The sequence below is a fragment of the Cupriavidus neocaledonicus genome (genome assembly GCF_000372525.1).
In the GTDB taxonomy this organism is placed as follows: domain Bacteria; phylum Pseudomonadota; class Gammaproteobacteria; order Burkholderiales; family Burkholderiaceae; genus Cupriavidus; species Cupriavidus neocaledonicus.
On record NZ_AQUR01000096.1, the window covers coordinates 16,029 to 41,008 of the forward strand.

Genomic DNA, 24,980 nt, shown 5'->3' on the forward strand with positions numbered 1-24,980 from the left:
CGATGACGGCCAAGCCCCTGCTCCCCCTCGAGGTCACCGCCCAGGCCAGCAACGCGCTGGCCTGGCTGCGTACCAACGTGGCCGCCGCGGCGCAGCTGACCGGCGATACCCGGCGCCTGGCGCGCGGCGATGTGTTCTTCGCCTACGTGCTGGGCAACGACCGCCTCGCCACCGACGGCCGGCCGTATATTGCCCAGGCGATCGCCGCCGGCGCCGGCGCCGTGGTCTATGAGGCCGACGGCTTCGACTGGCCCTTCGGCGACGCCGTGCCGCACCTGGCCGTGAGCCGCCTGCACCAGCTGGCCGGCCCGATCGCCGCCGGCTGGCACGGCAACCCGGCGCGCGGCCTGGCCGTGACCGGCATCACCGGCACCAACGGCAAGACCTCGTGCAGCCAGTGGCTGGCGCGGGTGCTGCAGGCCGCCGGCACGCGCTGCGCGGCCATCGGCACGCTCGGCACCGGCTTCCCCGACGCGCTGCAGGCCACCGGCTTCACCACGCCCGACGCGGTGCAGCTGCAGGCCAGCCTGGCCACGCTGCACGACGCCGGCGCGCGCGCCGTGGCGATGGAAGTGTCCTCGCACGGCCTCGAACAGGAGCGCGTGGCCGGCACGCATTTCTCGGTGGCGGTGCTGACCAACCTGACCCAGGACCACCTCGACTACCACGGCTCGATGGCCGAGTACGAGGCCGCCAAGGCGCGCCTGTTCCGCTGGGACGGCCTGCGCACCGCGGTGATCAACCGCGACGACGGCATGGGCCAGCGCCTGCTGGCGGCCGACGCCGCCGCCGTGGCCGCGCCGCACGTGATCGAATACGGCATCGACGGCCCCGCCGCTGCCACGGTGCGTGGCCCGCGCGGTGCATGGCTGCGCGCCACCAACGTGCGCGCCACGGCCACCGGCACCGCCTTCCATATCGACGGCAGCTTCGGCCACGCCGAGATGGCGACGCCGATGATCGGCGCCTTCAATGTCAGCAACCTGCTGGCGGTGCTGGGCGCCGCGCTGGCCAACGGCGTGGCGTGGGACGCGGCGATTGCCGCGCTGCGCGCGCTCGCGCCGGTGGAAGGACGCATGGAGCTGTTCGGCGCCGGTGCCGGCCACGACGCCGCGCAGGCGCCGCTGGCCGTGGTCGACTATGCCCACACCCCCGACGCGCTCGAGCAGACCCTGGCCGCGCTGCGTCCGGTGGCGCAGGCGCGCAATGGCCGCCTGTGGTGCGTGTTCGGCTGCGGCGGCGACCGCGACCCGATCAAGCGCCCGCTGATGGGCGCCGTGGCCGAGCGCCTGGCCGACGAAATCGTGCTGACCAGCGACAACCCGCGCAGCGAAGACCCGCAGGACATCCTCGACGCGATCGCCGACGGCATGGCCGAACGCGCGCGCGGACGCCAGATCGAAGACCGCGCCGCCGCCATCCTCTATGCGGTCCGGCACGCCGCGCCGGCCGACGTGGTGCTGGTGGCGGGCAAGGGCCACGAGGCCACCCAGGAGATCCAGGGCCGCAAGCGCCCGTTCTCGGATCGCGAACACGTACGGCTGGCACTGGCCACGCGCGGAGTATCGGCATGAGCCAGACCACCATGACCACCTTGCAGCAAGCCGCCGGCTGGATCGCCGGCGCGCGCATTTGCGGCGACGGCGCCGTGCCGTTCGCGCGCGTGCATACCGACAGCCGCAGCGTCGAGCCCGGCGACCTGTTCGTGGCCCTGCGCGGCGAGCGCTTCGACGCGCATGACTTCATTGCCGACGTGGTCGCGCGCGGCGCCGCCGCGGTGCTGGTAAGCCGCGAGGTCGATGCCGCGGTGCCGGCCATCGTCGCGCCGGACACGCGCATTGCGCTGGGCGAGCTCGGTGCCGGCTGGCGCCGCCAGTTCACGCTGCCCGCGGTGGCGGTGACCGGCAGCAATGGCAAGACCACGGTCAAGGAAATGATCGCGGCGATCTTCGCCGCGGCCGTCGGCGAGGATCAGCGCCTGGCCACCGGCGGCAACCTGAACAACGATATCGGCCTGCCGCTGACTGTGCTGCGCCTGCGCGCCACGCACAAGCTGGCGGTGCTGGAGCTCGGCATGAACCATCCGGGCGAGACCGTCTACCTGGCCGGCATCGCCCAGCCCACCGTGGCGGTGATCACCAACGCCCAGCGCGAGCACCAGGAGTTCATGGTCAGCGTGGAGGGCGTGGCGCACGAGCATGCCGCCGCGCTCGCGGCGCTGCCCGCCGACGGCGTGGCGGTGTTCCCGCTCGACGCGGAAAGCGGCGGCGCCTACGCGCCGGTGTGGCGCGCGGCCGCGGGCGCGCGCCGCACGCTGTCGTTCGGCACCTCGCAGCAGGCCGACGTGCATGCGACCGTGGAACTGGTCGACGGCGTGCAGGGGATGCAGGTGCGCGCGCCGGGCCATGCCTTCGAGGTGCGGCTGGCGCTGCTGGGCGAGCACAACGTGCGCAACGCGCTGGCGGCAATCGCCTGCGCGCTCGCGGCGGGCGTGCAGGTGCCGGCAATCCAGTCGGGCCTGGCGCAGTTCAAGCCCGTGAAGGGGCGGCTGCAGGTCAAGTACACGCCGGCCGGCACGGTGGTGATTGACGACACCTATAACGCCAATCCCGACTCGATGCGCGCCGCCATCGACGTGCTGGCCGGCTTTGCCGCGCCGCGCGTGCTGGTGCTGGGCGACATGGGCGAGGTGGGCGACCAGGGGCCGGCGTTCCACGAAGAGATCGGGGCCTACGCGCGGGTGCGCGGCATCGACGCACTGTGGGCCACCGGCGCGCTGGCGGTCCATGCGGTGCAGGCGTTCGGCGCCAACGGCCGCCATTTCGGCGGCGCGGAAGACCTGGCCAGGGCCTTGGAGGAAGACAGCGGGGGCATGGTGGCGCAAGCGGGCGCCGTGCTGGTGAAGGGATCGCGCTTCATGCGCATGGAACGGATGGTCGCGGCGCTGGTCGCAGACACTTCCGCACACTAAATAAGACAACACGATGTTATTGGCTCTGGCCCAGTGGCTGCAAAACGACTACAGCTTCCTCCGGGTCGTCAACTACCTGACTTTCCGCGCGGTGATGGCCAACGTCACCGCGCTGGTGATCGGCCTGGCGTTCGGGCCGTGGGTGATCCGCAAGCTGACCGAACTGAAGGTCGGCCAGGCGGTGCGCACCATCGGCCCGCAAACGCACCTGGTCAAGTCCGGCACGCCGACCATGGGCGGCGTGCTGGTGCTGGTGTCGATCGCGGTATCGACGCTGCTGTGGTGCGACTGGGGCAACCGCTTTATCTGGGTGGTGATGCTGGTCACCTTCGGCTATGGCGCGATCGGCTGGGTCGACGACTACCGCAAGGTGGTGTATCGCGACCCGCGCGGCATGTCGAGCCGCGAGAAGTTTTTCTGGCAGACGCTGATCGGCCTGGTGGCCGCGGTCTACCTGGCGTTTTCGGTGTCCGAGAGCAGCAACGTACGGGTCTGGGAGCTGTTCCTGAACTGGGTCGAGGGCGGGCTGTCGCTGGACATGCCGTACAAGTCCAACCTGATCGTGCCCTTCTTCAAGGAGATCAGCTATCCGCTGGGCGTGGCCGGCTTCATCGTGCTGACCTACCTGGTGATCGTGGGCTCGAGCAACGCCGTCAACCTGACCGACGGCCTGGACGGACTGGTGATCATGCCGGTGGTACTGGTCGGCGGCGGGCTGGGCGTGTTTGCCTACGTGATGGGCAACGCGGTCTACAGCAAGTACCTGCTGTTCCCGCATATCCCGGGCGCGGGCGAGCTGCTGATCTTCTGCTCGGCGCTGGGCGGGGCGGGGCTGGCCTTCCTCTGGTTCAACGCGCATCCGGCGCAGGTGTTCATGGGCGACGTGGGCGCGCTGGCGCTGGGCGGCGCGCTGGGTACGGTGGCGGTGATCGTGCGCCAGGAAATCGTGCTGTTCGTGATGGGCGGCATCTTCGTCGTGGAAACGCTGTCGGTGATGGCGCAGGTCACGTGGTTCAAGATCACCAAGCGCCGCTATGGCGAGGGCAGGCGGTTGTTCCGCATGGCGCCGCTGCATCACCATTTCGAGCTTGGCGGCTGGAAGGAAACCCAGGTCACGGTGCGCTTCTGGATCGTCACCATGCTGCTGGTGCTGATCGGGTTGTCGACCCTGAAGCTGCGTTAGGAAAGAGGCTGCGCTGAAGAGGCGCGGCTTTATCGTTACAGGAAACCAAAGGCAGGAAATCGAAGTGTTTGGCGAGCTGCAAAAACCTCATGTGCTGGTATTGGGCCTCGGCGAGTCGGGGCTGGCCATGGCGCGCTGGTGTGGCCTGAACGGCTGCGCGGTGCGCGTGGCCGACACGCGCGAGGCGCCCGCCAACCTTGTGTTCCTGCAGGCCGAACTGACTTCGGCCGAATTCGTCGGCGGCCCCTTCGCCGAAAGCCTGCTCGACGGCATCGGCCTGGTGGCGATCAGCCCCGGCCTGTCGCCGCTGGAGCCCGCCACCGGCGCGCTGCTGACGGCGGCGCAGGCACGCGGCATCCCGGTGTGGGGCGAGATCGAGCTGTTCGTGCGCGCGCTGCGCCACCTCGAAGCCGAGTCCGGCTATGCGCCCAGGCTGCTGGCGATCACCGGCACCAACGGCAAGACCACCACCACCGCGCTGACCGGCCGCCTGGTCGAGCGCGCCGGCAAGAGCGTGGCGGTGGCGGGCAATATCAGCCCGTCGGCGCTGGACAAGCTGTCGGCCTGCATCGCCTCGGCCTCGCTGCCGGAGGTCTGGGTGCTGGAACTGTCGAGTTTCCAGCTGGAAACCACTCATACGCTGGCGCCGCATGCCGCCACCGTGCTCAACGTGACGCAGGACCACCTCGACTGGCATGGCTCGATGGAAGCCTACGCCGCGTCCAAGGCGCGCATCTTCGGCCCGGCCGGCAGCACGTGCGTGCAGGTGCTGAACCGCAACGACCGCCTGACGCTGGACATGGCGCGCCCGGGCTCGATGCCGGTGACCTTCGGCATCGACCTGCCGGAAGTGCCGGGCAGCTTTGGCATCCTGCGCGAGGGCGGCATGCCCTGGCTGGTGCTGGCCGAGCCCGATCCCGACGCGGAAGGGGAGGGCAAGCCGCGCCGCCGCAAGGCCGCCGAGGCCGTGCCGGAAGCGGTGCCGGTGCGCCACAAGCGCCTGATGCCGGCCGACGCGCTGCATATCCGCGGCATGCATAACGCCACCAACGCGATGGCGGCGCTGGCGCTGTGCCGGGCCATCGACCTGCCGCTGAACGCGCTGCTGCACGGCCTGCGCGAGTACCGCGGCGAGCCGCACCGGGTGGAATGGGTCGCCACCATCGACGACGTCGAGTATTTCGACGACAGCAAGGGCACCAACGTGGGCGCCACCATGGCCGCGCTGTCGGGGCTGGACAAGCGCGTGGTGCTGATCGCAGGGGGCGAGGGCAAGGGGCAGGATTTCTCGCCGCTGGCGGCGCCGGTGGCCCAGTACGCGCGCGCGGTGGTGCTGATCGGCCGCGCCGCGCCTGAGCTGCGCGATGCGCTGCAGGGCAGCGGCGCCAGCCTGGTCGACGCCGCCACGCTGGAAGCGGCGGTGACACAGGCCGCCGCGCTGGCCCAGGCCGGCGACGCGGTGCTGCTGTCGCCGGCGTGCGCCAGCCTGGACATGTTCCGCAATTACGTGCATCGCGCCGAGGTGTTCCGCGGCGCGGTGGAAGAACTGGCGCTGTCCCGGGGGATCCTGCCATGAGTGACGCACAGGTCAAGCGCAGCGGATTTATCGGCGCCACCATCGGCAATGCCTGGGGCGGCCTGCGCGACGCGGTGTCGGGCGTCAAGCCGACCCGCTCGCGCATGATGGAGTACGACCAGCCCATGCTGTGGGTCTCGATCGTGCTGCTCGCGCTCGGCCTGGTAATGGTCTACTCGGCCTCGATCGCGCTGCCGGACTCGCCGCGCTACGCCAACTATCGCGAAAGCCACTTCCTGCTGCGCCATGCGTTCGCGCTGGGGATCGGGCTGTCGGTGGGGCTGGCCGCGTTCCAGGTACCGGTCAAGGTATGGGACCGCTACGCACCCAAGCTCTTTATCCTTGCCCTGATCCTGCTGGTGATCGTGCTGGTGCCGTTCGTCGGCAAGGGCGTGAACGGCGCGCGGCGCTGGATTCCGCTGGGCGTGATGAACTTCCAGCCGTCCGAGCTGATGAAGCTGGCGGTGGTGCTGTATGCCGCCAACTACACCGTGCGCAAGCAGGAGTGGATGCAGACCGTGTCCAAGGGCTTCCTGCCGATGGGCGTGGCGGTGGTGGTGGTGGGCCTGCTACTGCTGCTGGAACCCGACATGGGCGCGTTCCTGGTGATCGCCGCGGTGGCGATGGGCATCCTGTTCCTGGGCGGCATCAACGGCAAGCTCTTCGCCGGGCTGGTCGGGGTGGCGGTGGGCGCGTTCGCGCTGCTGATTACCGCGTCGCCGTGGCGGCGCGAGCGGATCTTCGCCTACCTGAATCCATGGGAAGAGAGCAATGCGCTCGGCAAGGCCTACCAGCTGACGCACTCGCTGATTGCCTTCGGGCGCGGCGAATGGACCGGCGTGGGGCTGGGCGGCAGCATCGAAAAGCTGCACTACCTGCCCGAAGCACACACCGACTTCATCCTAGCCGTGATCGGCGAGGAGTTCGGCTTTATCGGCGTGCTGGTGGTGATCGTGCTGTTCTACTGGCTGGTGCGGCGCGCCTTCAATATCGGCCGCACCGCGCTTCAGCTCGACCGCACCTTTGCCGGCCTGGTGGCCAAGGGCATCGGCGTCTGGATCGGCTGGCAGACCTTTATCAACATGGGCGTGAACCTGGGCCTGCTGCCGACCAAGGGGCTGACGCTGCCGCTGGTCAGCTATGGCGGCTCGGGCATCCTGATGAATTGCGTGGCGCTGGCGATCCTTCTTCGCATTGATTATGAAAATCGCGTGCTGATGCGTGGAGGGAAGGTATGACCGGAACGCAGCAGCACGCGATTTCGGCGAAGGCTAACTTCCTGCGACTGCAGGAAGTTAAGCGCAGCGGCCGAAGCCAAAACAGAGTCATGATGCGTGGAGGGAAGGTATGACCCAGCCGCGCACCCTGCTCGTGATGGCCGGCGGCACCGGGGGGCATGTGTTCCCCGGGCTGGCGGTCGCGCAGGCGCTGCGCGCGCAGGGCTGGAACGTGGTCTGGCTGGGCAACCGCACCGGCATGGAAGCCACGCTGGTGCCGAAGCACGACATCCCGATGGAATTCATCCAGTTCGGCGGGCTGCGCGGCAAGGGGCTGGTGACCAAGTTCCTGCTGCCGCTGAACCTGCTGCGCGCGTTCTGGCAAAGCATTGCCGCGCTGCGGCGGGTGCGTCCGAGCGTGGTGCTGGGCATGGGCGGCTACATCACCTTCCCGGCCGGCATGATGGCCTCGCTGCTGGGGCGGCCGCTGGTGCTGCACGAGCAGAACTCGATCGCCGGGCTGGCCAACAAGGTGCTGGCGCGGGTGGCCGACCGCGTGCTGTGCGCGTTCCCCGATGCGCTGCCCGGCAGCGAATGGACCGGCAACCCGGTGCGCGCGGAACTGGCGCAACTGGATGCCCCCGAGGCGCGCTACGACCGGCGCGACGGCCCGCTGCGCCTCCTGGTGGTGGGCGGCAGCCTGGGCGCCGCCGCGCTCAACGAGGTGGTGCCCAGGGCCATCGCGCTGTTGCCGCAGGACCGGCGTCCGGTGGTGACGCACCAGGCCGGCGCGAAGCAGATCGACACGCTGCGCGCCAACTACGCCGCGGCGCAGGTGCCGGCGCAGACCTTGCCGTTTATCGACGACATGGCGCAGGCCTATGCCGACGCCGACCTGGTCATCTGCCGCGCCGGCGCGATGACGGTATCGGAAGTGGCCGCGGCGGGCGTGGCGGCGCTGTTCGTGCCGTTCCCGCACGCGGTGGACGACCACCAGACCACCAACGCACAGTTTTTGTCGAGCCAGGGCGCGGCCCTGCTCGTGCAGCAGAAAGACCTGACGGCCGAGGGCCTGGCGCAAACCATTGCCAGCCTGACCCGGTCGCAGTTGAAGGACATGGCGCGCCTGGCGCGCGGACTGGCCAGGCCTGAGGCAACCCGGCGCGTCGCCGAGGTATGCCGCGAGCTGGCCAGGGACTGAAGTGAGCGAAGCAGCAATCCAATGAAGCATATCGTCAAGAACATCCACTTCGTGGGCATCGGCGGCGCCGGCATGAGCGGCATCGCCGAGGTCCTGCTGAACCTGGGATACAAGGTCTCGGGCTCGGACGTGGGCAACAATGCCGCCACGCGGCGCCTGGCGTCGCTCGGCGCCACCGTCATGCACGGCCATGACGCCGCCAATGTGAGCGGCGCCAACGCGGTGGTGGTGTCGACCGCGGTCAGCGGCGACAACCCCGAAGTGCTGGCCGCGCGCAGCCGGCGCATCCCGGTGGTGCCGCGCGCGGTGATGCTGGCCGAACTGATGCGGCTGAAGCAGGGCGTGGCCATCGCCGGCACGCACGGCAAGACCACCACCACCAGCCTGGTGGCTTCGGTGCTGGCCGAAGGCGGCCTCGATCCCACCTTCGTCATCGGCGGCCGGCTGAATTCGGCCGGCGCCAACGCGCGCCTGGGCACCGGCGATTTCATCGTGGCCGAGGCCGACGAATCGGATGCCTCGTTCCTGAACCTGTTCCCGGTCATCGAGGTCATCACCAATATCGATGCCGACCACATGGACACCTACGGGCATGACTTCGCCCGGCTCAAGCAGGCGTTCATCGAATTCACCCAGCGGCTGCCGTTCTACGGCATCGCGGTGCTGTGCGTGGACGATCCCAACGTGCGCGAGATCCTGCCGCTCGTGTCCAAGCCGGTGGTGCGCTACGGCTTTGCCGAAGACGCGCAGATCCGCGCCGTCGATGCGCGCGCGGTCGACGGCCAGATGCACTTCACCGTGCTGCGCCAGCTCAACGGCCATACCGAGCCGCCGCTGGAGATCGTGCTGAACCTGCCCGGCCTGCACAACGTGCAGAACGCGCTCGCGGCGATCGCCATCGCCACCGAGCTGGAAGTGCCCGACGCCGCCATCGTCAAGGCGCTGCGCGAGTTCCATGGCGTTGGCCGCCGCTTCCAGCGCTACGGCGAGGTGGCTACGCCCGACGGCGCCGGCACCTTTACGCTGGTCGACGACTACGGCCATCACCCGGTGGAAATGGCCGCCACCCTGGCCGCGGCGCGCGGCGCGTTCCCCGGGCGCCGCCTGGTGCTGGCGTTCCAGCCGCACCGTTTCACCCGCACGCGCGATTGCTTTGAAGACTTCGTCAAGGTGCTGGGTACGGTCGATGCCCTGCTGCTGTCCGAGGTGTATGCCGCCGGCGAGGCGCCGATCGTGGCCGCCGACGGCCGTGCGCTGACCCGCGCGCTGCGCGTGGCCGGCAAGGTCGAACCTGTTTTCGTGGAGCAGATGGAAGAGATGCCGCAGGCCATCCTGAATGCCGTACGGCCCGGCGATGTGGTCGTGACCATGGGCGCGGGCTCGATCGGCGGCGTGCCGGGGCAACTGGTGTCGCACCAGCAACCGCTGCAAGGGAGCCAGGCATGAGCTTCGTCGCGCATCCCAATATCGATCCCGGCTCGCTGGGCAAGGTCGGCGTGCTGCTGGGCGGGCGCTCGGCCGAGCGCGAGATCTCGCTGATGTCCGGCAATGGCGTGCTGGCCGCGCTGCAGTCGCGCGGCGTCGACGCGCACGGCTTCGACCCCGGCCTGCAGGGCGTGGCCGAGCTGGCAGCGGCCGGCTTCGACCGCGTCTTCATCGCGCTGCACGGCCGCTACGGCGAGGACGGCACCATCCAGGGCCTGCTCGAGCAGCTGGGCGTGCCGTACACCGGCAGCGGCGTGCTGGCGTCGGCGCTGGCGATGGACAAGCAGGCCACCAAGCGCCTGTGGATGACGCACGGGCTGGCCACGCCGCGCTTCGCCATGCTGCATGCCGACACCGACTTTGACGCGGTGGCGGCCGACCTGGGCCTGCCGCTGATCGTCAAGCCGGCGCGCGAAGGCTCGTCGATCGGCCTGACCAAGGTCACCGCCGCGGACCAGATGCGCGCGGCGTTCGACAAGGCCGCGGCGCTGGACAACGACGTCATCGCCGAGACCTTTATCGACGGCGCCGAGCTGACCTGCCCGGTGGTGGGCGAGGGCGACAGCGCCGAAGCGCTGCCGGTGATCCGCATCGTCGCGCCCGAGGCCAACTACGACTATCAAAATAAGTACTTTACTGACGATACCCAGTACTTGTGTCCGTCGGGCCTGGATGCCGAAGTCGAACGGCAGGTGCAGGCGCTGGCGGTGCAGGCCTACCGCGTGCTGGGCTGCCGCGGCTGGGCGCGCGCCGACGTGATGCTGCGCGCCGACGGCACGCCTTTCCTGCTCGAGATGAATACCTCGCCCGGCATGACCGGCCATTCGCTGGTGCCGATGGCGGCGCGCGCGGTCGGCATCAGCTACGAGGACTTCGTGCTGCAGGTGCTGGCCGCCGCGACGCTGGACCTGCATCCCAACGAGCATTGGAAACCCGAATAACTTCACCCGAGACCGCACCGGACCATGTGGCATAACGCACGCCTGCTTAACCTGATCGCCTCCACGCTGTATGCGGTGGTGGCGCTGATGGCGCTCGCGGCGGGCCTGCTGTGGCTGGCGCAGCGGCCGGTGTTTGCCATCACGCATGTGGAGATCGGCCCGATGGACGGCGGCGCGCTGCGCCACGTGAACGCGCCGAGCGTGCGCGCCAGCGCGCTGGGCAAGCTGAGCGGCAACTTCTTCACGCTGGACCTGAACGCGGCGCGCCAGGCGTTCGAGTCGGTGCCGTGGGTGCGGCGCGCCAGCGTGCGGCGCGAATGGCCCAACGGCCTGGCGGTCGAGGTCGAGGAACACGAGGCGCTGGGCACCTGGGGTGCGCCCGACAGCGGCCGCCTGATCAACACCTATGGCGAGATCTTTGTCGCCAACACCGCCGAGGCGGAAGAAGACGCGCAGCTGCTGGCGCTGGACGGGCCGCCGGATAGCGAAGCCGACGTGATCGAGAAACTCGAGGTCATGCGCCAGTGGTTCAAGCCGCTCAAGGCCGAGCCGCTGGCGGTGGCGCTGTCCGGCCGTTACGCCTGGCGCGCGCGCCTGTCCAACGGCATGGAGGTCGAACTGGGGCGCGAGCAGAACGACGAGGACCGCAGCGCGATGGACCAGCGCGTGCGCCGCTTCGTCGCGGCCTGGCCGCAGGTCACGCAGCAGTGGGGCAGCCAGATCGAATATGCCGACCTGCGCTATCCGAACGGCTTTGCCATCCGTGCCGCCAACGCGCGCTTCCTGACCGAGGCGCAGATCGCGGCGGCGGTGCGGGCGGAAAAGGCCGAGAAAGCGGCCAAGGCAAAGGCGGCGAGTGCGGCGACGAGTGCGGCGACCGGCGCCGCCAGGCCGGGGGCGGCCGCAACGGTTTCAGGTACATCCAACAACAATCCGACGCGACTGAAGAGCAAGAACGCGGAGAAAACCCGATGAGCAAGGAATACAAGGACCTGTTGGTCGGTCTCGATATCGGCACCTCTAAGGTGGCGGCCGTGGTGGCGGAACTGCGCCCCGACGGCAGCTACGAGGTGATCGGGATGGGCCAGTCTGAGTCCAAGGGTCTGAAGAAAGGGGTCGTGGTCAACATCGAGGCCACCGTGCAGTCGATCCAGAAGGCGCTGGAAGAGGCCGAGCTGATGGCCGACTGCAAGATTTCGGAGGTCTTCACCGGCATTGCCGGCAGCCATATCCGCAGCTTCAATTCCAGCGGCATGGTGGCGATCAAGGACAAGGAGGTCACGCAGACCGACGTGGCGCGCGTGATCGAGACCGCCAAGGCGGTCAACATCCCGACCGACCAGCAGATCCTGCACATCCTGACGCAGGAATTCATCATCGACGGCCAGGAAGACGTGCGCGAGCCCATCGGCATGAGCGGCATCCGCCTGGAAGTGAAGGTGCATATCGTCACCGGCGCGGTCAGCGCCGCGCAGAACATCGTCAAGTGCGTGCGCCGCTGCGGGCTGGAAGTGCACGACCTGATCCTGCAGCCGCTGGCGTCGAGCCTGGCGGTGCTGACCGAGGACGAGAAGGAACTGGGCGTGGTGCTGGTCGACATCGGCGGCGGCACCACCGACATCGCCATCTTCAGCGAAGGCGCGATCCGCCATACGGCCGTGATCCCCATCGCCGGCGACCAGATCACCAACGATATCGCGATGGCGCTGCGCACGCCGACGCCCGACGCCGAGGACATCAAGATCCAGTACGGCATCGCCAAGCAGGCGATCGCCGACCCGGAAGACATGATCGAGGTGCCCGGCGTGGGCGACCGCGGCACGCGCACGCTCAGCCGCCAGGCGCTGGCCGCGGTGATCGAGCCGCGCATCGAGGAACTGTACTCGCTGGTGCACCAGGTGGTGCGCGAGTCGGGATATGAAGAACTGTTGTCGTCGGGCGTGGTCATCACCGGTGGGACCGCGATGATGCCGGGCATGGTCGAGCTGGGCGAGGACATCTTCCTCAAGCCCGTGCGCGTCGGCGTGCCCGAGTACCGCGGCAACCTGCACGAGGTGGTGAAGAGCCCGCGCTACGCGACGGTGATGGGCCTGCTGCTGGAGGGCCGCGTGCAACGGATGCGCGGGCGCAAGGTGGCGGTGCAGAGCGGGTCGGTCAAGCAGGTGTGGACCCGCATGAAGGAATGGTTCGTTGGCAATTTCTGAGCCGCGCGCGAATGGATGCGCCGGCGGTGCGCCGGCGATGCAACGGTGCGCGGGCAGGACGGTCTACCGGACAGGCTTGCGTGCCAGGTAACGGTTTTCAGGTTTTCTTTTTTTGGTTTCTTGTTCAGAAACCAGGGGTTGCGGCGGGGAGGCCGCATCGTCTGGGGACTGATTTTTCTCGGAGGCAGTGATGGACTTTGACATGATCGAAACGGAAGTGCAGGACGGCACCATCATCAAGGTGGTCGGCGTGGGCGGCGCGGGCGGCAACGCCGTGCAGCACATGATCAGCCGCGGCGTGCAAGGCGTCGAATTCATCTGCATGAACACCGACGCCCAGGCGCTCAAGCGTTCGAGCGCTTCGCGCGTGCTGCAGCTCGGCAACACGGGTCTGGGCGCCGGCGCCAAGCCGGAAGTGGGCCGCAACTGCGCCGAATCGGCGCGCGATCAGATCGCCGACGCGCTGCGCGGCGCGCACATGGTCTTCATCACTGCCGGCATGGGCGGCGGCACCGGCACGGGCGCCGCGCCGATCGTCGCGCAGGTGGCCAAGGAGATGGGCATCCTGACCGTGGGCGTGGTCAGCAAGCCATTCGACTTCGAAGGCGCGCGCCGCGCCAAGGTGGCCGAGCACGGTTCCAGCGAGCTGGAATCGAGCGTCGACTCGCTGATCGTGGTGCTCAACGAGAAGCTGTTCGAAGTGATGGGCGACGATGCCGAGATGGACAAGTGCTTCCAGTGCGCCGACGACGTGCTGCACAACGCGGTGGCCGGCATTGCCGAGATCATCAACGTTGACGGCCTGGTCAACGTCGACTTCGAAGACGTCAAGACGGTGATGGGCGAGCAGGGCAAGGCCATGATGGGGACGGCCACCGTGTCGGGCGTCGACCGCGCCCGCCTGGCAGCCGAGCAGGCCGTGGCCAGCCCGCTGCTGGAAGGCGTGGACCTGTCCGGCGCGCGCGGCGTGCTGGTCAACATCACCGCCAGCCGTTCGCTGAAGCTGTCGGAAACCAAGGAAGTCATGAACACCATCCGCAGCTACGCCGCGGAAGATGCGACCGTGATCTTCGGTACGGTGTACGACGACTCGATGAGCGATGCGCTGCGCGTGACCGTGGTCGCGACCGGCCTGGGCCGCTCGGCCAAGAAGCAGCAGCCGATGACGCTGCTCAAGACCGGCACCGACAACATGCCGGTGCAGATGATGGCCAACATGGCCGCCACCGCCGCGCAGCACAGCTCGCCGGACTACAGCAACCTGGATACGCCGGCGGTGTGGCGCAGCTCGCGTGAGTCGGCTTCGGCCCACGTGGCGGCGCTGCAGGAAAAGGGTGTGGATACGTACGACATCCCGGCCTTCCTGCGCAAGCAGGCAGACTGAAGCCTGCCTGGCGCGGCATCGGTGCCTCCACCGGCCGCCTGACGGAACGCGTCGCCTGGTCGCGATGCACGTGCGCTCCCCATCCGCGCGTGCCTTGCATGGCTGACGTGAACCGCCGGGCTGCCGGCGGCGCCGCGCCTGCGCCGGACTGACTTCACCCGCATCCCGTCGCCGGGTCGGGCGTGCCGCTGGCCGCCTCCCCGGACTGGTTTCCCGCCTTCCCGGTCGGGATGTATCGGCGTCCGCGCGGCGCACCCAAAAGGTGCGCCGCGCGGACGTCTTTGTAGCGTCTTCAGGTGTACCGGAATTCGTCCGAATATTGGTCCGGACGTAAGCGGATGTGATCCGGCTTTAGCAGCGCCGGCCGGGCGCCTATGATCGTTAGGTTGCCCCGCGGCAATGCGCCGCCATGCGGTCCCGCATCCGTCCTATCCTTCATAGACCCGTTCAGACACCCCAGGAAAACCAGAGCGCCATGATCACTGTCGGTTCCCGCGTCCCCGACGCCACGCTGTACGAATTCTTCGAAACCGAAAGCAACGGCTGCGCGCTCGGTCCCAATGCCTTCAAGGTGGCGGACCTGGTCCGCGGCCGCAAGATCGTCGTGTTCGGCCTGCCCGGCGCCTTCACCCCGACGTGTTCGGCCAAGCATGTGCCGGGCTTCGTTCAGCATGCCGAGGCATTGCGCGACGCCGGCGTGGACGAGGTCTGGTGCGTCTCGGTCAACGATGCCTTCGTGATGGGCGCCTGGGGCCGCGAGCAGCAGGTGGCCGGCAAGGTCCGGATGATGGCCGACGGCAGCGCCGAGTGGACCCGCGCACTGGGCCTGGACCAGGACCTGAGCGCGCGCGGCCTGGGCGTGCGCGCCAAGCGCTTCGCCATGGTGGTCGAGGATGGCGTGGTGACCCGGCTCGACGTCGAGGCGCCGGGCGAATTCCGCGTCAGCAGCGCCGAGGCCGTTCTGGCGGCGTTGCGTGGCTGACACAGTCATCCGGGTAAACGTGGATAATACGCAACTTGTGACAGGCGTGTTAACAGCCAGAAACAAAAGCCGGCTGCAGCGACCCGGATGTGGTGGTAAAATCCCTTAATCAAAAAGATAACACGATAGATTTTAATAATTGTTGAGGCTGTCATGCTCAAACAGCGCACGATCAAATCCCTGGTGAAGACCGTTGGCATCGGCCTGCACTCCGGCCGCAAGGTCACGCTGACGCTGCGTCCGGCGCCGGCCGGTACCGGCATCGTCTTCACCCGCGTCGACCTGCCCGAGGCCGTCGAGATTCCCGTGGCCGCTTCGGCCATCGGCGACACGCGCCTGGCGTCGGTGCTGCAGAAGGATGGTGCGCGCGTTTCCACCGTCGAGCACCTGATGTCCGCCTGCGCCGGCCTGGGCATCGACAACCTCTATGTCGACGTCGATGCCGAGGAAATCCCGATCATGGACGGCAGCGCCGCGTCGTTCGTGTTCCTGCTGCAGTCGGCCGGCATCGAGGAACAGAACGCGCCCAAGACCTTCATCCGCGTGAAGAAGCCGGTGGAGGTGCGCGAGGGCGACAAGCTGGCGCGGCTGGAGCCGTTCTTCGGCTTCAAGCTGTCGTTCACCATCGACTTCCGCCACCCGGCGGTCGACAAGACCGGCCAGACCTTCTCGATCGATTTTGCCGACACCAGCTATGTGCGCGAGATTGCCCGCGCCCGCACCTTCGGCTTTGCGCATGAAGTCGAGGCCCTGCGCGAAATGGGCCTGGCGCGCGGCGGCAGCCTGGACAACGCGATCGTGCTGGACGAGCACCGCATGCTCAACAACGAGGAACTGCGCTACGGCGACGAGTTCGTGCGCCACAAGATCCTGGATGCGATCGGCGACCTGTACGTGGTGGGCCATCCTCTGATCGGCGCCTATGTGGCGAACAAGTCCGGCCACGGCCTCAACAACCAGCTGCTGCGCGCGCTGCTGGCGGACCAGGAAGCCTACGAGCTGGTTACCTTCGAGCGCGTCGAGGAAGCCCCGGCGGCGTTCCTGCCGCAGGCCCAGCCGGCCTTCGCCTGAGCTGCCGCGCCTGCAGAAAGCCGACCCTGACCGGTCGGCTTTTTTGTTTGGGGCGCGGGTCCGGCGCTTAGCGGTGGTGGGACAGCAGGGTATTGAGCGCGTCGCGCAGCGGCGAATCGGGCAGGCTGCGCGCGAGCTGGTCCAGGTTGGCCAGCCCGGTGGGGGTCATGCGGCCGCCGGTGCGAGGCCGTGCTACCGGCTCCACCTCCCAGTCGGAATGGCGCTGCACCTCGGGCTGCACCCGCACGCGGATCGAGGTGACCGGCGAGCCGCGCTGCTGCAGCCGTGCCAGCAGCGTGGGCACGACCTGGCGCACCCGCGCCGCGGCCGCGCCATGGGCGGCCAGCAACAGCAGCACCTGGCCATTCGGGTCGGACGGGTCGCGCTTGATGCCGGCCACGGCCAGGCCCGCGCGCATGCCGGCCGGCAGCAGCGCCAGCACCTCGGCCTCGAGCACCGACAGCTGGCGCGCCGTCTGCAGCAGCGCCGACACCGGGCCGGCCTTGTCCAGCCAGTCGTTGAGCGGCTTGGCGGCGGGGGTCTGCAGGGCGGGATGGGTGAAGCGGCGCATGGGTCCATTCTAGCAAGGGGCGGCGCGTGCACGCAGGGCAGAGCGGGCCCAAGGCGAGGGCGGCCGGATTGAAGCCGGCGCAACCATCCCAAACTGCTTGCCGCAGGGCCCGCGCCGGGGCCCCGCGCCGCCGGGCGTGACCCCGGCACATGATAAACTCGGCGTTTTGCGCCAATCTATCCATTACCGCGCCCGGCCTCCGGGGCAGTCCGCCTTCCCTGGGGATGCCACCCGGTTCCGCGCAGGTGAAAGCAATCGATGATCACGGGCCTTCTCAAGAAAGTCTTCGGCAGCCGCAATGAGCGGCTGATCAAGCAATACCGCCGCACGGTGGCGCAGATCAATGCGCTGGAGCCGAAGTTCGAGCAGCTCTCCGACGACGAGCTGCGCGGCATGACCGAGGCCTTCCGGCAGCGCCACGCCGGCGGCGAATCGCTCGAGGCGCTGCTGCCCGAAGCCTTCGCCGTGTGCCGCGAGGCCAGCAAGCGCGTCATGAAGATGCGCCACTTCGACGTGCAGCTGATCGGCGGCATGGTGCTGAACGACAACAAGATCGCCGAGATGCGCACCGGCGAAGGCAAGACCCTGACCGCGACGCTGGCCGTGTACCTGAATGCCATCACCGGCAAGGGCGTGCACGTGGTCACCGTCAACGACTACCTGGCGCAGCGCGATGCCGAGTGGATGGGCCGGCTGTACAACTTCCTGGGCCTGTCGGTGGGCGTGAACCTGTCGCAGATGGCGCACGACCAGAAGCAGGCGGCGTACAACGCCGACATCACCTACGGCACCAACAACGAGTTCGGCTTCGACTACCTGCGCGACAACATGGTCTACGACCCGTCACAGCGCGTGCAGCGGCCGTTGCACTACGCCATCGTCGACGAGGTGGACTCGATCCTGATCGACGAGGCCCGCACCCCGCTGATCATCTCCGGCCAGGCCGAGAACCAGACCGACCTGTACCAGCGCATGAACGGCATCCCCAAGCTGCTCGAGCGCCAGATCGGCGAGGAAAAGGCCGACGGCACCGGGGTCGAGAAGCCGGGCGACTACTACGTCGACGAGAAGGGCCACCAGGTCTACCTGACCGAGGCCGGCCATGAAAAGGCCGAAGAGATCCTGTCGCAGCTGGGCCTGATCGGCGAGGGCGAATCGCTCTACGCGCCGCAGAACATCACGCTGATGCACCACCTGTACGCGGCCCTGCGCGCGCACAGCCTGTTCCACCGCGACCAGCACTACGTGGTGCAGAACGACGAAGTCGTGATCGTCGATGAATTCACCGGCCGCCTGATGACCGGGCGCCGCTGGTCCGACGGCCTGCACCAGGCCGTGGAAGCCAAGGAAGGCGTCACCGTCCAGCAGGAAAACCAGACGCTGGCGACCGTCACGTTCCAGAACTACTTCCGCATGTACGAGAAGCTGGCCGGCATGACCGGCACGGCCGATACCGAAGCGTACGAGTTCCAGGAGATCTACGGCCTGGAAGTGGTGGTGATCCCGACCAACCGCCCGACCCAGCGCAAGGACCTGCAGGACCAGATCTACAAGACCGGCAAGGAGCGCTACGACGCCGTGGTGCGCGATATCCGCGACTGCTACGAGCGCGGCCAGCCGGTGCTGGTCGGCACCACCTCGATCGAGACTTCGGAATACCTGTCGGGCCTGCTCGAGCGCGAGCAGCTGCCGCACCAGGTGCTCAATGCCAAGCAGCACGCCCGCGAAGCCGAGATCGTGGCGCAGGCCGGCCGCCCGAAGATGATCACCATCGCCACCAACATGGCGGGCCGCGGCACCGACATCGTGCTGGGCGGCAACGTCGAGAAGCAGGCCGGCTTTATCGAAGCGGACCCGAACCTGTCCGACGCCGACAAGGCCGCGCGCGTCCAGCAGCTCAAGGATGAATGGCAGTCGCTGCACGAGCAGGTCAAGGCCGCCGGCGGCCTGCATATCGTCGGCACCGAACGCCACGAGTCGCGCCGCATCGACAACCAGCTGCGTGGCCGCGCCGGCCGCCAGGGCGACCCGGGCTCGTCGCGCTTCTACCTGTCGCTGGACGACCAGCTGCTGCGCATCTTCGCCGGCGACCGTGTGCGCGCCATCATGGAGCGCCTGAAGATGCCCGAGGGCGAGCCGATCGAAGCCGGCATCGTCACGCGCTCGATCGAATCGGCGCAGCGCAAGGTGGAAGGCCGCAACTTCGACATCCGCAAGCAGCTGCTGCAGTACGACGACGTCGCCAACGACCAGCGCAAGGAAATCTACAAGCTGCGCAACGACGTGCTCGAGGCCAATGATGTCGGCGAGATGGTCACCAACCTGCGCGAGAGCGTGCTGATCGAGCTGTTCCGCGACCACGTGCCGGCCGACACCATGGAAGAGCAGTGGAACATTGCCGGCCTGGAAACGCGCCTGCGCGAGGACTGGGGCCTGGAAGTGCCGCTGGCAAAGACCATCGAGGGCGCGCAGAGCATCGAGGACGAAGAGCTGCTCAACCTGATCATGAAGGCGGCGACGGAGCGCTACGACAGCAAGGTGGCCATGGTGGGCCGCGAGTCGTTCGCCGGCTTCGAGCGCTCGGTCATGCTGCAGAGCATCGACACGCACTGGCGCGAGCACCTGGCCGCGCTGGACCACCTGCGCCAGGGCATCCACCTCCGCGGCTACGCGCAGAAGGACCCCAAGCAGGAGTACAAGCGCGAGTCGTTCGAGCTGTTTGCGCGCCTGCTCGACGTGATCAAGAACGAAGTCACGCGCGTGACCTTCAACGTGCAGATCCAGTCGCCGGAAGAGCTGGAACAGGCTTCGGAGCAGATCGAGGAAGGCCTGTCGCACCTGGAGAACGTGCAGTACAAGCACGACGAGTTCGCCGAAGGCCGCGAGCCGGTCGAGGAAGCGCCGTCGCCGCGCACCGGCACGGCCCTGGCCGCCGCCGAACTGGCGCTGGCGGGCATGCCCAAGGTCGGCCGCAACGATCCGTGCCCGTGCGGCTCGGGCAAGAAGTTCAAGCAGTGCCACGGCAAGCTCAGCTGAACTGAGCCAGGCCGGGCATCCGGTATGACGCCGCTCCCCGCAGCACGGGAGTGGCGCAAGAGGAATCGAACATGCCCGCCCTTCGCGGGCATGTTCGTCTGAGACCAGCAAGTCGCTAGCAGCAACATCGAGGAGTCCTGCATGCCCGTCAATCTTCCGCTGCCCCAGGCAGAGAACCTGAAATCCGTCGCCGGCGTGGAGCTCGGCTGGGCCGAGGCGGGCATCCGCAAGGCCAACCGCAAGGACGTGCTGGTGGTGCGCGTGGCCGAAGGCAGCACCGTGGCCGGCGTCTTCACCAGCAACCGCTTCTGCGCCGCGCCGGTGCAGGTGTGCCGCGAGCACCTGGAGGCAGCGAACAAAGCTGGCAAGGGCATCCGCGCGCTGGTGGTCAATACCGGCAATGCCAATGCCGGCACCGGCGAGCAGGGCCTGGCCAACGCCCGCGCCACCTGCGACGCGCTGGCCGCGCAGCTGGGCATCGAGGCCGCGCAGGTGCTGCCGTTCTCGACCGGCGTGATCCTCGAGCAACTGCCGATGGACCGCCTGCTGGCCGGGCTGCCCGCCGCCATCGCCAACGCCAGCGCCGACAACTGGCTGGCCGCCGCGGAAGCGATCATGACCACCGACACCCAGCCCAAGGTCGCGTCGCGCACGGTGCAGATCGACGGCAAGACCGTGACGCTGTCGGGCATCAGCAAGGGCGCCGGCATGATCCGCCCGAACATGGCGACCATGCTGGGCTTCATCGCCATGGATGCCGCCGTGGCGCAGCCGGTGCTGCAGGCGCTGGTGACGCACGCCGCCGACCACTCGTTCAACAGCATCACCATCGATGGCGATACCTCGACCAACGATTCGTTCGTGCTGATCGCCACCGGCAAGTCGGGCGCCGTGATCGACCGCGCCGAAGGTCCGGCCTTTGAAGCGCTGCACGAGGCGGTGACGAGCCTGGCGCAGGAGCTGGCGCAGATGATCGTGCGCGACGGCGAGGGCGCGACCAAGCTGATCACCATCCGCGTGGAAGGCGGCAAGGACGTGGCCGAGTGCCGCCGGATCGCCTACGCGGTGGCGCATTCGCCGCTGGTCAAGACCGCGTTCTATGCCTCGGACCCCAACCTGGGCCGCATCCTGGCCGCGGTCGGCTACGCCGGCGTGGACGATCTCGATGTCGGCCGCGTCAACCTGTGGCTGGACGATGTCTGGGTCGCCCGCGACGGCGGCCGCAATCCCGACTACCGCGAGGAAGACGGCCAGCGCGTGATGAAGCAGGCCGAGATCACCGTGCGCATCGCGCTCGGCCGCGGCAATGCCGAAGCCACCGTGTGGACCTGCGACCTGTCGCACGACTACGTGTCGATCAACGCCGACTACCGTTCCTGAGCCTGTCCGTCCTTCCCGCGCACGCGGGAAGGGCATCGATTCTCCCTGCCTGTCGCCACCGCCCCGCTGCCATGTCTGACCTCGCCGCCCGCCTCGACAATTTCCTTGCCCGACTCGAACAATGGCTGCCGCCGCAACTGAGCGATGCGGACTGGCAGGAGGCGGTCGCGTTCCGCTGGCGCAAGCGCCAGAGCCTGTTCGGCAATATCGGCTACCTGCAGCCGGTACGCCAGCTGCCGCCGATCCACCTGGACGACCTGAAGAACATCGAGCGCCAGAAGGATGCCATCGTCGGCAATACCCGCCAGTTCGTGAACCGCCTGCCCGCCAACAACGTGCTGCTGACCGGCGCGCGCGGCACCGGCAAGTCGTCGCTGATCAAGGCCTGCCTCAATGCCTTCGTACAGGACGGGCTGCGGCTGGTCGAGGTCGACAAGGACGACCTGGGCGACCTCGGCGATATCGTCGAGCTGGTTTCGCAGCGGCCCGAGCGCTTCGTGATCTTTTGCGACGACCTGTCGTTCGAGGAGGGCGAGTCGGGCTACAAGTCGCTCAAGTCGGCGCTGGATGGCTCGGTCGCGGCGCAGTCGGACAACGTGCTGATCTACGCCACGTCCAACCGCCGGCACCTGCTGCCGGAGTACATGAAGGACAACGAGAGCTACCGCCACACCGACGACGGCGAGATCCATCCGGGCGAAGTGGTGGAAGAAAAGATCTCGCTGTCCGAGCGTTTCGGCCTGTGGCTGTCGTTCTACCCGCCCAAGCAGGACGAGTACCTGGCCATCGTCGGCCACTGGCTGCGGCACTTCGGCTGTACCGACGCCGACATCGCCGCGGCGCGCGGCGACGCGCTGGTGTGGGCGCTGGAGCGGGGTTCGCGCTCTGGCCGCGTGGCCTGGCAGTTCGCGCGCGACTGGGGCGGCAAGCACGGCAAGCCCTACATCGCCGATGTCGCGGGGGACGCCAAGGCATGAGCGCGGCGACGCAAAACCCCGCAATCACCGGCGGCAACCCGCCGCGCAAGGTGACCGAGGTCGCGGTCGGCGTGCTGGTGCAGCCCGACGGCCGCTTCCTGCTGGCGCAGCGCCCGGCCGGCAAGCCCTACGAGGGCTACTGGGAATTCCCCGGTGGCAAGCTGGAGCCGGGCGAGTCGGTGGAGGCAGCGCTGGCGCGCGAACTGCACGAAGAGCTGGGTCTTGATGTCACGCAATGCGAGCGCTGGCACATCCTGGAACATGACTACCCGCACGCCTATGTGCGGCTGCATTTCTGCAAGGTCACGGCCTGGCAGGGCGAGCCCGTCGGCCGCGAAGGCCAGGCCTTCTCGTGGCAGGGCACGCCAGTGACGGTGGGGCCGCTGCTGCCGGCCACCATTCCCGTGGTGGCATGGCTGGCCGAGGAAGCGCGCAACGGCTGACCTGCCGTCCCGCGTCACCGACAAGCGGCCGCGGCGCCCGCTTGTGCGCCGCCCGGGCCAGTGGCCCGGCTCCACAGGAAAGGAACCTGCATGCTACGTGTCGATCGTATCGCCGACGACGTTTCCCTGCCTGAACTGACCCTGCGCGGCATCGTCCTCGGTGCGCTGATCACGGTCGTGTTCACCGCCTCCAATATCTACCTGGGCCTGAAGGTCGGCCTGACCTTCTCGTCGGCGATCCCCGCGGCGGTGATCTCGATGGCCGTGCTGCGGCTCTTCCCCGGCGCCAACATCCTGGAAAACAACATGGTGCAGACGCAGGCCTCGGCCGCGGGCACCCTGTCGTCGATCATCTTTATCCTGCCCGGCCTGGTGATGCTGGGCCACTGGCAGGGCTTCCCGTTCTGGCAGACGCTGGCGATCTGCGCGGCCGGCGGCATGCTGGGCGTGGTGTTCAGCATCCCGCTGCGCCATGCCATGGTGGTGCAGAGCGAGCTGCCTTATCCCGAGGGCGTGGCCGCGGCGGAAATCCTGCGCGTGGGCAGCGCCGCGCCGGCTGACGCTGCGCCGGGCCAGAAGCCACAGGCGACCGGCCTGGCCGACCTGATGGCCGGGGGGCTGGTGGCGGGGCTGTTCAGCTTCGCCGCCGGCGGCTTGCGCGTGCTGGCCGAGGGCGCTAATTTCTGGCTGGCGGCGGGCGCCTCGGTGGTGCGGCTGTCGATGGGGTTCTCGCTGGCGCTGGTGGGCGCGGGCTACCTGGTCGGCATCGTCGGCGGGCTGGCCATGCTGCTCGGGCTGGTGCTGACCTGGGGCGTCGCGGTGCCGTGGTTGACCGCGGTCACGCCGCGCCCGGACGGCGCCACGCTGTCGGCCTTCGGCACCATGGTGTGGAGCCAGCAGGCACGCTTTATCGGCGCCGGCACCATCGGCATCGCCGCGATCTGGACGCTGCTGTCACTGGCCAGGCCGATGCTCTATGGCATCCGCGCCTCGTTCGGCGCGCTGCAGGCCGGCCCGGCGGGGCAGGGCAGCGTGCCGCGCACGCAGCAGGACATGCCGGCGAAGTGGATCGGGCTGGTGATGCTGGCCCTGCTGGTGGTGCTGGTGACGGTGTTCGCCTGGTTCCTCGCGCCGGCGCCGCTCGATGGCGGGGCGCGCTGGCGCCTGGTGGCCTACGCGGTGGTGTTCGCCTTCATCTTCGGCTTCCTGGTGGCGGCGGCGTGCGGCTACATGGCCGGACTGGTGGGCTCGTCGGCCAGCCCGATCTCGGGCATCGGCATCATCGCGGTGATCCTGGTGTCGCTGCTGATCCTGCTGGCGGGCCAGGCCGATGGCCTGCTGGCCACGCCCGAGGGCGGCAAGTTCGCGATCGCGCTGGCGATCTTCACCACCTCCGCGGTGGTGGCGGTGGCCTCCATCGCCAATGACAACCTGCAGGACCTGAAGACCGGCTGGCTGGTGGGCGCGACGCCGTGGCGCCAGCAGGTGGCGCTGCTGATCGGCTGCGTGGTCGGCGCCGCGGTGATCCCGCCGGTGCTCGAGCTGCTTTACAGCGCCTATGGCTTCGCCGGGGCGCTGCCGCGCGCGGGCATGGACCCGAACCAGGCGCTGGCCGCGCCGCAGGCGACGCTGATGACTGCGATCGCCACCGGCATCTTCACGCACCAGCTCAACTGGAACATGATCCTGACCGGCATCGGGCTGGGCGTGGTGCTGATCGCCATCGACGAGATCCTGCGCCGCCGCGGCGGCGCGGCGCGGCTGCCCGTGCTGGCGGTGGGCATCGGCATCTACCTGCCGCCGACGATCAGCTCGGCGCTGGTGGTGGGGGCGGTACTGTCGTGGCTGTTGCTGCGCGCCGAGCGCCGCCGCGCCACCGCGCGCGGCGACGACGTGCAGCTGGCACTGGAGCACGCCGAGCGGCGCGGCACGCTGCTGGCCTCCGGCCTGATCGTCGGCGAAAGCCTGGTCGGCGTGATGCTGGCCGGGGTGATCGGCCTGTCAGGCAGCGATGCGCCGCTGGCCGTGGTCGGGGGCGGGTTTGAAGCGACCGCGCAGTGGCTGGGCCTGGCGGTGTTCGGGCTGGTGTGCGTGGGCTTCTACCGCCGCGTGCTGGCGGCGGCGCACTGAGGACGAAGGCGCTGGCGCGCCTTCAGTCGTCCTCGTCTTCGGACCGGTCCGGGGAGGTCTCGCCCGGCTTGCCGCCGATCACGTATTTCTCCGACGCCCAGGCGCCGAGATCGATCTGCTTGCAGCGCTCGGAACAGAACGGGCGGAATTTGTTGTCGGGCACCCAGGCCACCTCGGTGCCGCAGGTGGGGCATTTGACGACAGCAGGCATGGCGTTCAGCGCGGGCT

20 protein-coding genes are annotated in these 24,980 nt (G+C 68.6%); 18 read left to right on the top strand and 2 right to left on the bottom strand.

Going from position 1 to position 24,980, the window contains the following annotated elements:
• The first annotated feature begins 2 nt into the window (after positions 1 to 2).
• From A3AG_RS0115175 to lpxC, 13 genes are all read left to right on the top strand, one after another.
• Positions 3 to 1,574 (top strand): UDP-N-acetylmuramoyl-L-alanyl-D-glutamate--2,6-diaminopimelate ligase, encoded by a 1,572-nt coding sequence (locus tag A3AG_RS0115175; protein WP_018006231.1) that lies wholly within the window; start codon positions 3 to 5, stop codon positions 1,572 to 1,574.
• Positions 1,571 to 2,971, top strand: coding sequence for a UDP-N-acetylmuramoyl-tripeptide--D-alanyl-D-alanine ligase (locus A3AG_RS0115180; protein ID WP_018006232.1), 1,401 nt, complete (start codon positions 1,571 to 1,573; stop codon positions 2,969 to 2,971). Before A3AG_RS0115175 ends, A3AG_RS0115180 begins: the two co-directional genes overlap by 4 nt.
• 13 nt (positions 2,972 to 2,984) lie before the next feature.
• Positions 2,985 to 4,154 carry a phospho-N-acetylmuramoyl-pentapeptide-transferase gene (gene mraY / locus A3AG_RS0115185; RefSeq protein WP_018006233.1) on the top strand — a complete coding sequence of 390 codons (1,170 nt, stop codon included), beginning with the start codon at positions 2,985 to 2,987 and terminating at the stop codon, positions 4,152 to 4,154.
• 64 nt (positions 4,155 to 4,218) lie between these two features.
• Complete coding sequence (gene murD / locus A3AG_RS0115190) at positions 4,219 to 5,730, top strand: UDP-N-acetylmuramoyl-L-alanine--D-glutamate ligase (protein ID WP_018006234.1); 1,512 nt, start codon at positions 4,219 to 4,221, stop codon at positions 5,728 to 5,730.
• On the top strand, positions 5,727 to 6,968 hold the full coding sequence (gene ftsW / locus A3AG_RS0115195; RefSeq protein ID WP_018006235.1) for a putative lipid II flippase FtsW: 1,242 nt from the start codon (positions 5,727 to 5,729) through the stop codon (positions 6,966 to 6,968). Before murD ends, ftsW begins: the two co-directional genes overlap by 4 nt.
• A gap of 109 nt (positions 6,969 to 7,077) precedes the next feature.
• Positions 7,078 to 8,148 (top strand): undecaprenyldiphospho-muramoylpentapeptide beta-N-acetylglucosaminyltransferase, encoded by a 1,071-nt coding sequence (gene murG / locus A3AG_RS0115200; RefSeq protein WP_018006236.1) that lies wholly within the window; start codon positions 7,078 to 7,080, stop codon positions 8,146 to 8,148.
• 21 nt (positions 8,149 to 8,169) lie between these two features.
• Entirely contained in the window at positions 8,170 to 9,594 is a 1,425-nt protein-coding gene (gene murC, locus A3AG_RS0115205; RefSeq protein ID WP_018006237.1) for a UDP-N-acetylmuramate--L-alanine ligase, read from the top strand.
• Positions 9,591 to 10,574, top strand: a complete 984-nt coding sequence (locus tag A3AG_RS0115210; RefSeq protein WP_018006238.1) for a D-alanine--D-alanine ligase — start codon at positions 9,591 to 9,593, stop codon at positions 10,572 to 10,574. Before murC ends, A3AG_RS0115210 begins: the two co-directional genes overlap by 4 nt.
• Positions 10,575 to 10,598: 24 nt before the next feature.
• Positions 10,599 to 11,549 (top strand): cell division protein FtsQ/DivIB, encoded by a 951-nt coding sequence (locus A3AG_RS0115215; RefSeq protein ID WP_018006239.1) that lies wholly within the window; start codon positions 10,599 to 10,601, stop codon positions 11,547 to 11,549.
• Positions 11,546 to 12,778 (top strand): cell division protein FtsA, encoded by a 1,233-nt coding sequence (ftsA, locus tag A3AG_RS0115220; protein WP_012353950.1) that lies wholly within the window; start codon positions 11,546 to 11,548, stop codon positions 12,776 to 12,778. The genes A3AG_RS0115215 and ftsA overlap by 4 nt, the downstream gene beginning before the upstream one ends.
• Before the next feature lie 190 nt (positions 12,779 to 12,968).
• The gene (gene ftsZ / locus A3AG_RS0115225) at positions 12,969 to 14,162 is read left to right on the top strand and encodes a cell division protein FtsZ (RefSeq protein WP_018006240.1); all 1,194 of its coding nucleotides are present in this window, start codon (positions 12,969 to 12,971) and stop codon (positions 14,160 to 14,162) included.
• 475 nt (positions 14,163 to 14,637) lie between these two features.
• The gene (locus A3AG_RS0115230; protein WP_018006241.1) at positions 14,638 to 15,144 is read left to right on the top strand and encodes a peroxiredoxin; all 507 of its coding nucleotides are present in this window, start codon (positions 14,638 to 14,640) and stop codon (positions 15,142 to 15,144) included.
• Positions 15,145 to 15,297: 153 nt separating this feature from the next.
• Positions 15,298 to 16,215, top strand: coding sequence for a UDP-3-O-acyl-N-acetylglucosamine deacetylase (gene lpxC / locus A3AG_RS0115235; protein ID WP_018006242.1), 918 nt, complete (start codon positions 15,298 to 15,300; stop codon positions 16,213 to 16,215).
• A 67-nt stretch (positions 16,216 to 16,282) separates the two neighbouring features.
• Here the strand turns inward: lpxC and A3AG_RS0115240 are convergent, their stop codons facing one another.
• Positions 16,283 to 16,786: a DciA family protein gene (locus A3AG_RS0115240; protein ID WP_018006243.1), complete on the bottom strand. Its 504-nt coding sequence runs from the start codon at positions 16,784 to 16,786 to the stop codon at positions 16,283 to 16,285.
• Between the two features lie 258 nt (positions 16,787 to 17,044).
• Here A3AG_RS0115240 and secA point away from each other — a divergent pair, with 258 nt between their 5' ends.
• From secA to A3AG_RS0115265, 5 genes are all read left to right on the top strand, one after another.
• Positions 17,045 to 19,822 carry a preprotein translocase subunit SecA gene (gene secA / locus A3AG_RS0115245; RefSeq protein WP_018006244.1) on the top strand — a complete coding sequence of 926 codons (2,778 nt, stop codon included), beginning with the start codon at positions 17,045 to 17,047 and terminating at the stop codon, positions 19,820 to 19,822.
• A gap of 141 nt (positions 19,823 to 19,963) precedes the next feature.
• Entirely contained in the window at positions 19,964 to 21,202 is a 1,239-nt protein-coding gene (argJ, locus tag A3AG_RS0115250; RefSeq protein ID WP_018006245.1) for a bifunctional glutamate N-acetyltransferase/amino-acid acetyltransferase ArgJ, read from the top strand.
• 71 nt (positions 21,203 to 21,273) lie between these two features.
• Entirely contained in the window at positions 21,274 to 22,179 is a 906-nt protein-coding gene (locus A3AG_RS0115255) for an ATP-binding protein (RefSeq protein WP_012353943.1), read from the top strand.
• The gene (locus A3AG_RS0115260; RefSeq protein ID WP_018006246.1) at positions 22,176 to 22,622 is read left to right on the top strand and encodes an NUDIX domain-containing protein; all 447 of its coding nucleotides are present in this window, start codon (positions 22,176 to 22,178) and stop codon (positions 22,620 to 22,622) included. The genes A3AG_RS0115255 and A3AG_RS0115260 overlap by 4 nt, the downstream gene beginning before the upstream one ends.
• A gap of 90 nt (positions 22,623 to 22,712) precedes the next feature.
• A complete protein-coding gene (locus A3AG_RS0115265) occupies positions 22,713 to 24,752 on the top strand; it encodes an OPT family oligopeptide transporter (RefSeq protein WP_018006247.1) in 2,040 nt (679 codons plus the stop codon).
• Between the two features lie 22 nt (positions 24,753 to 24,774).
• On the opposite strand, the gene A3AG_RS0115270 is transcribed toward A3AG_RS0115265, so the two are convergent.
• Positions 24,775 to 24,963, bottom strand: coding sequence for a DNA gyrase inhibitor YacG (locus tag A3AG_RS0115270; protein WP_018006248.1), 189 nt, complete (start codon positions 24,961 to 24,963; stop codon positions 24,775 to 24,777).
• Between the last annotated feature and the right edge of the window lie 17 nt (positions 24,964 to 24,980).

What these genes read in the sequence shown, in the direction of transcription:
- A3AG_RS0115240 (WP_018006243.1), bottom strand. Translation starts at nt 16,786, where the DNA reads ATGCGCCGCTTCACCCATCCCGCCCTGCAGACCCCCGCCGCCAAGCCG.
- A3AG_RS0115265 (WP_018006247.1), top strand. Translation starts at nt 22,713, where the DNA reads ATGCTACGTGTCGATCGTATCGCCGACGACGTTTCCCTGCCTGAACTG.
- argJ (WP_018006245.1), top strand. Translation starts at nt 19,964, where the DNA reads ATGCCCGTCAATCTTCCGCTGCCCCAGGCAGAGAACCTGAAATCCGTC.
- A3AG_RS0115210 (WP_018006238.1), top strand. Translation starts at nt 9,591, where the DNA reads ATGAGCTTCGTCGCGCATCCCAATATCGATCCCGGCTCGCTGGGCAAG.
- ftsZ (WP_018006240.1), top strand. Translation starts at nt 12,969, where the DNA reads ATGGACTTTGACATGATCGAAACGGAAGTGCAGGACGGCACCATCATC.
- murG (WP_018006236.1), top strand. Translation starts at nt 7,078, where the DNA reads ATGACCCAGCCGCGCACCCTGCTCGTGATGGCCGGCGGCACCGGGGGG.
- murC (WP_018006237.1), top strand. Translation starts at nt 8,170, where the DNA reads ATGAAGCATATCGTCAAGAACATCCACTTCGTGGGCATCGGCGGCGCC.
- ftsW (WP_018006235.1), top strand. Translation starts at nt 5,727, where the DNA reads ATGAGTGACGCACAGGTCAAGCGCAGCGGATTTATCGGCGCCACCATC.
- secA (WP_018006244.1), top strand. Translation starts at nt 17,045, where the DNA reads ATGATCACGGGCCTTCTCAAGAAAGTCTTCGGCAGCCGCAATGAGCGG.
- A3AG_RS0115270 (WP_018006248.1), bottom strand. Translation starts at nt 24,963, where the DNA reads ATGCCTGCTGTCGTCAAATGCCCCACCTGCGGCACCGAGGTGGCCTGG.
- A3AG_RS0115175 (WP_018006231.1), top strand. Translation starts at nt 3, where the DNA reads ATGACGGCCAAGCCCCTGCTCCCCCTCGAGGTCACCGCCCAGGCCAGC.
- A3AG_RS0115255 (WP_012353943.1), top strand. Translation starts at nt 21,274, where the DNA reads ATGTCTGACCTCGCCGCCCGCCTCGACAATTTCCTTGCCCGACTCGAA.
- lpxC (WP_018006242.1), top strand. Translation starts at nt 15,298, where the DNA reads ATGCTCAAACAGCGCACGATCAAATCCCTGGTGAAGACCGTTGGCATC.
- A3AG_RS0115215 (WP_018006239.1), top strand. Translation starts at nt 10,599, where the DNA reads ATGTGGCATAACGCACGCCTGCTTAACCTGATCGCCTCCACGCTGTAT.
- A3AG_RS0115180 (WP_018006232.1), top strand. Translation starts at nt 1,571, where the DNA reads ATGAGCCAGACCACCATGACCACCTTGCAGCAAGCCGCCGGCTGGATC.
- mraY (WP_018006233.1), top strand. Translation starts at nt 2,985, where the DNA reads ATGTTATTGGCTCTGGCCCAGTGGCTGCAAAACGACTACAGCTTCCTC.
- A3AG_RS0115230 (WP_018006241.1), top strand. Translation starts at nt 14,638, where the DNA reads ATGATCACTGTCGGTTCCCGCGTCCCCGACGCCACGCTGTACGAATTC.
- A3AG_RS0115260 (WP_018006246.1), top strand. Translation starts at nt 22,176, where the DNA reads ATGAGCGCGGCGACGCAAAACCCCGCAATCACCGGCGGCAACCCGCCG.
- ftsA (WP_012353950.1), top strand. Translation starts at nt 11,546, where the DNA reads ATGAGCAAGGAATACAAGGACCTGTTGGTCGGTCTCGATATCGGCACC.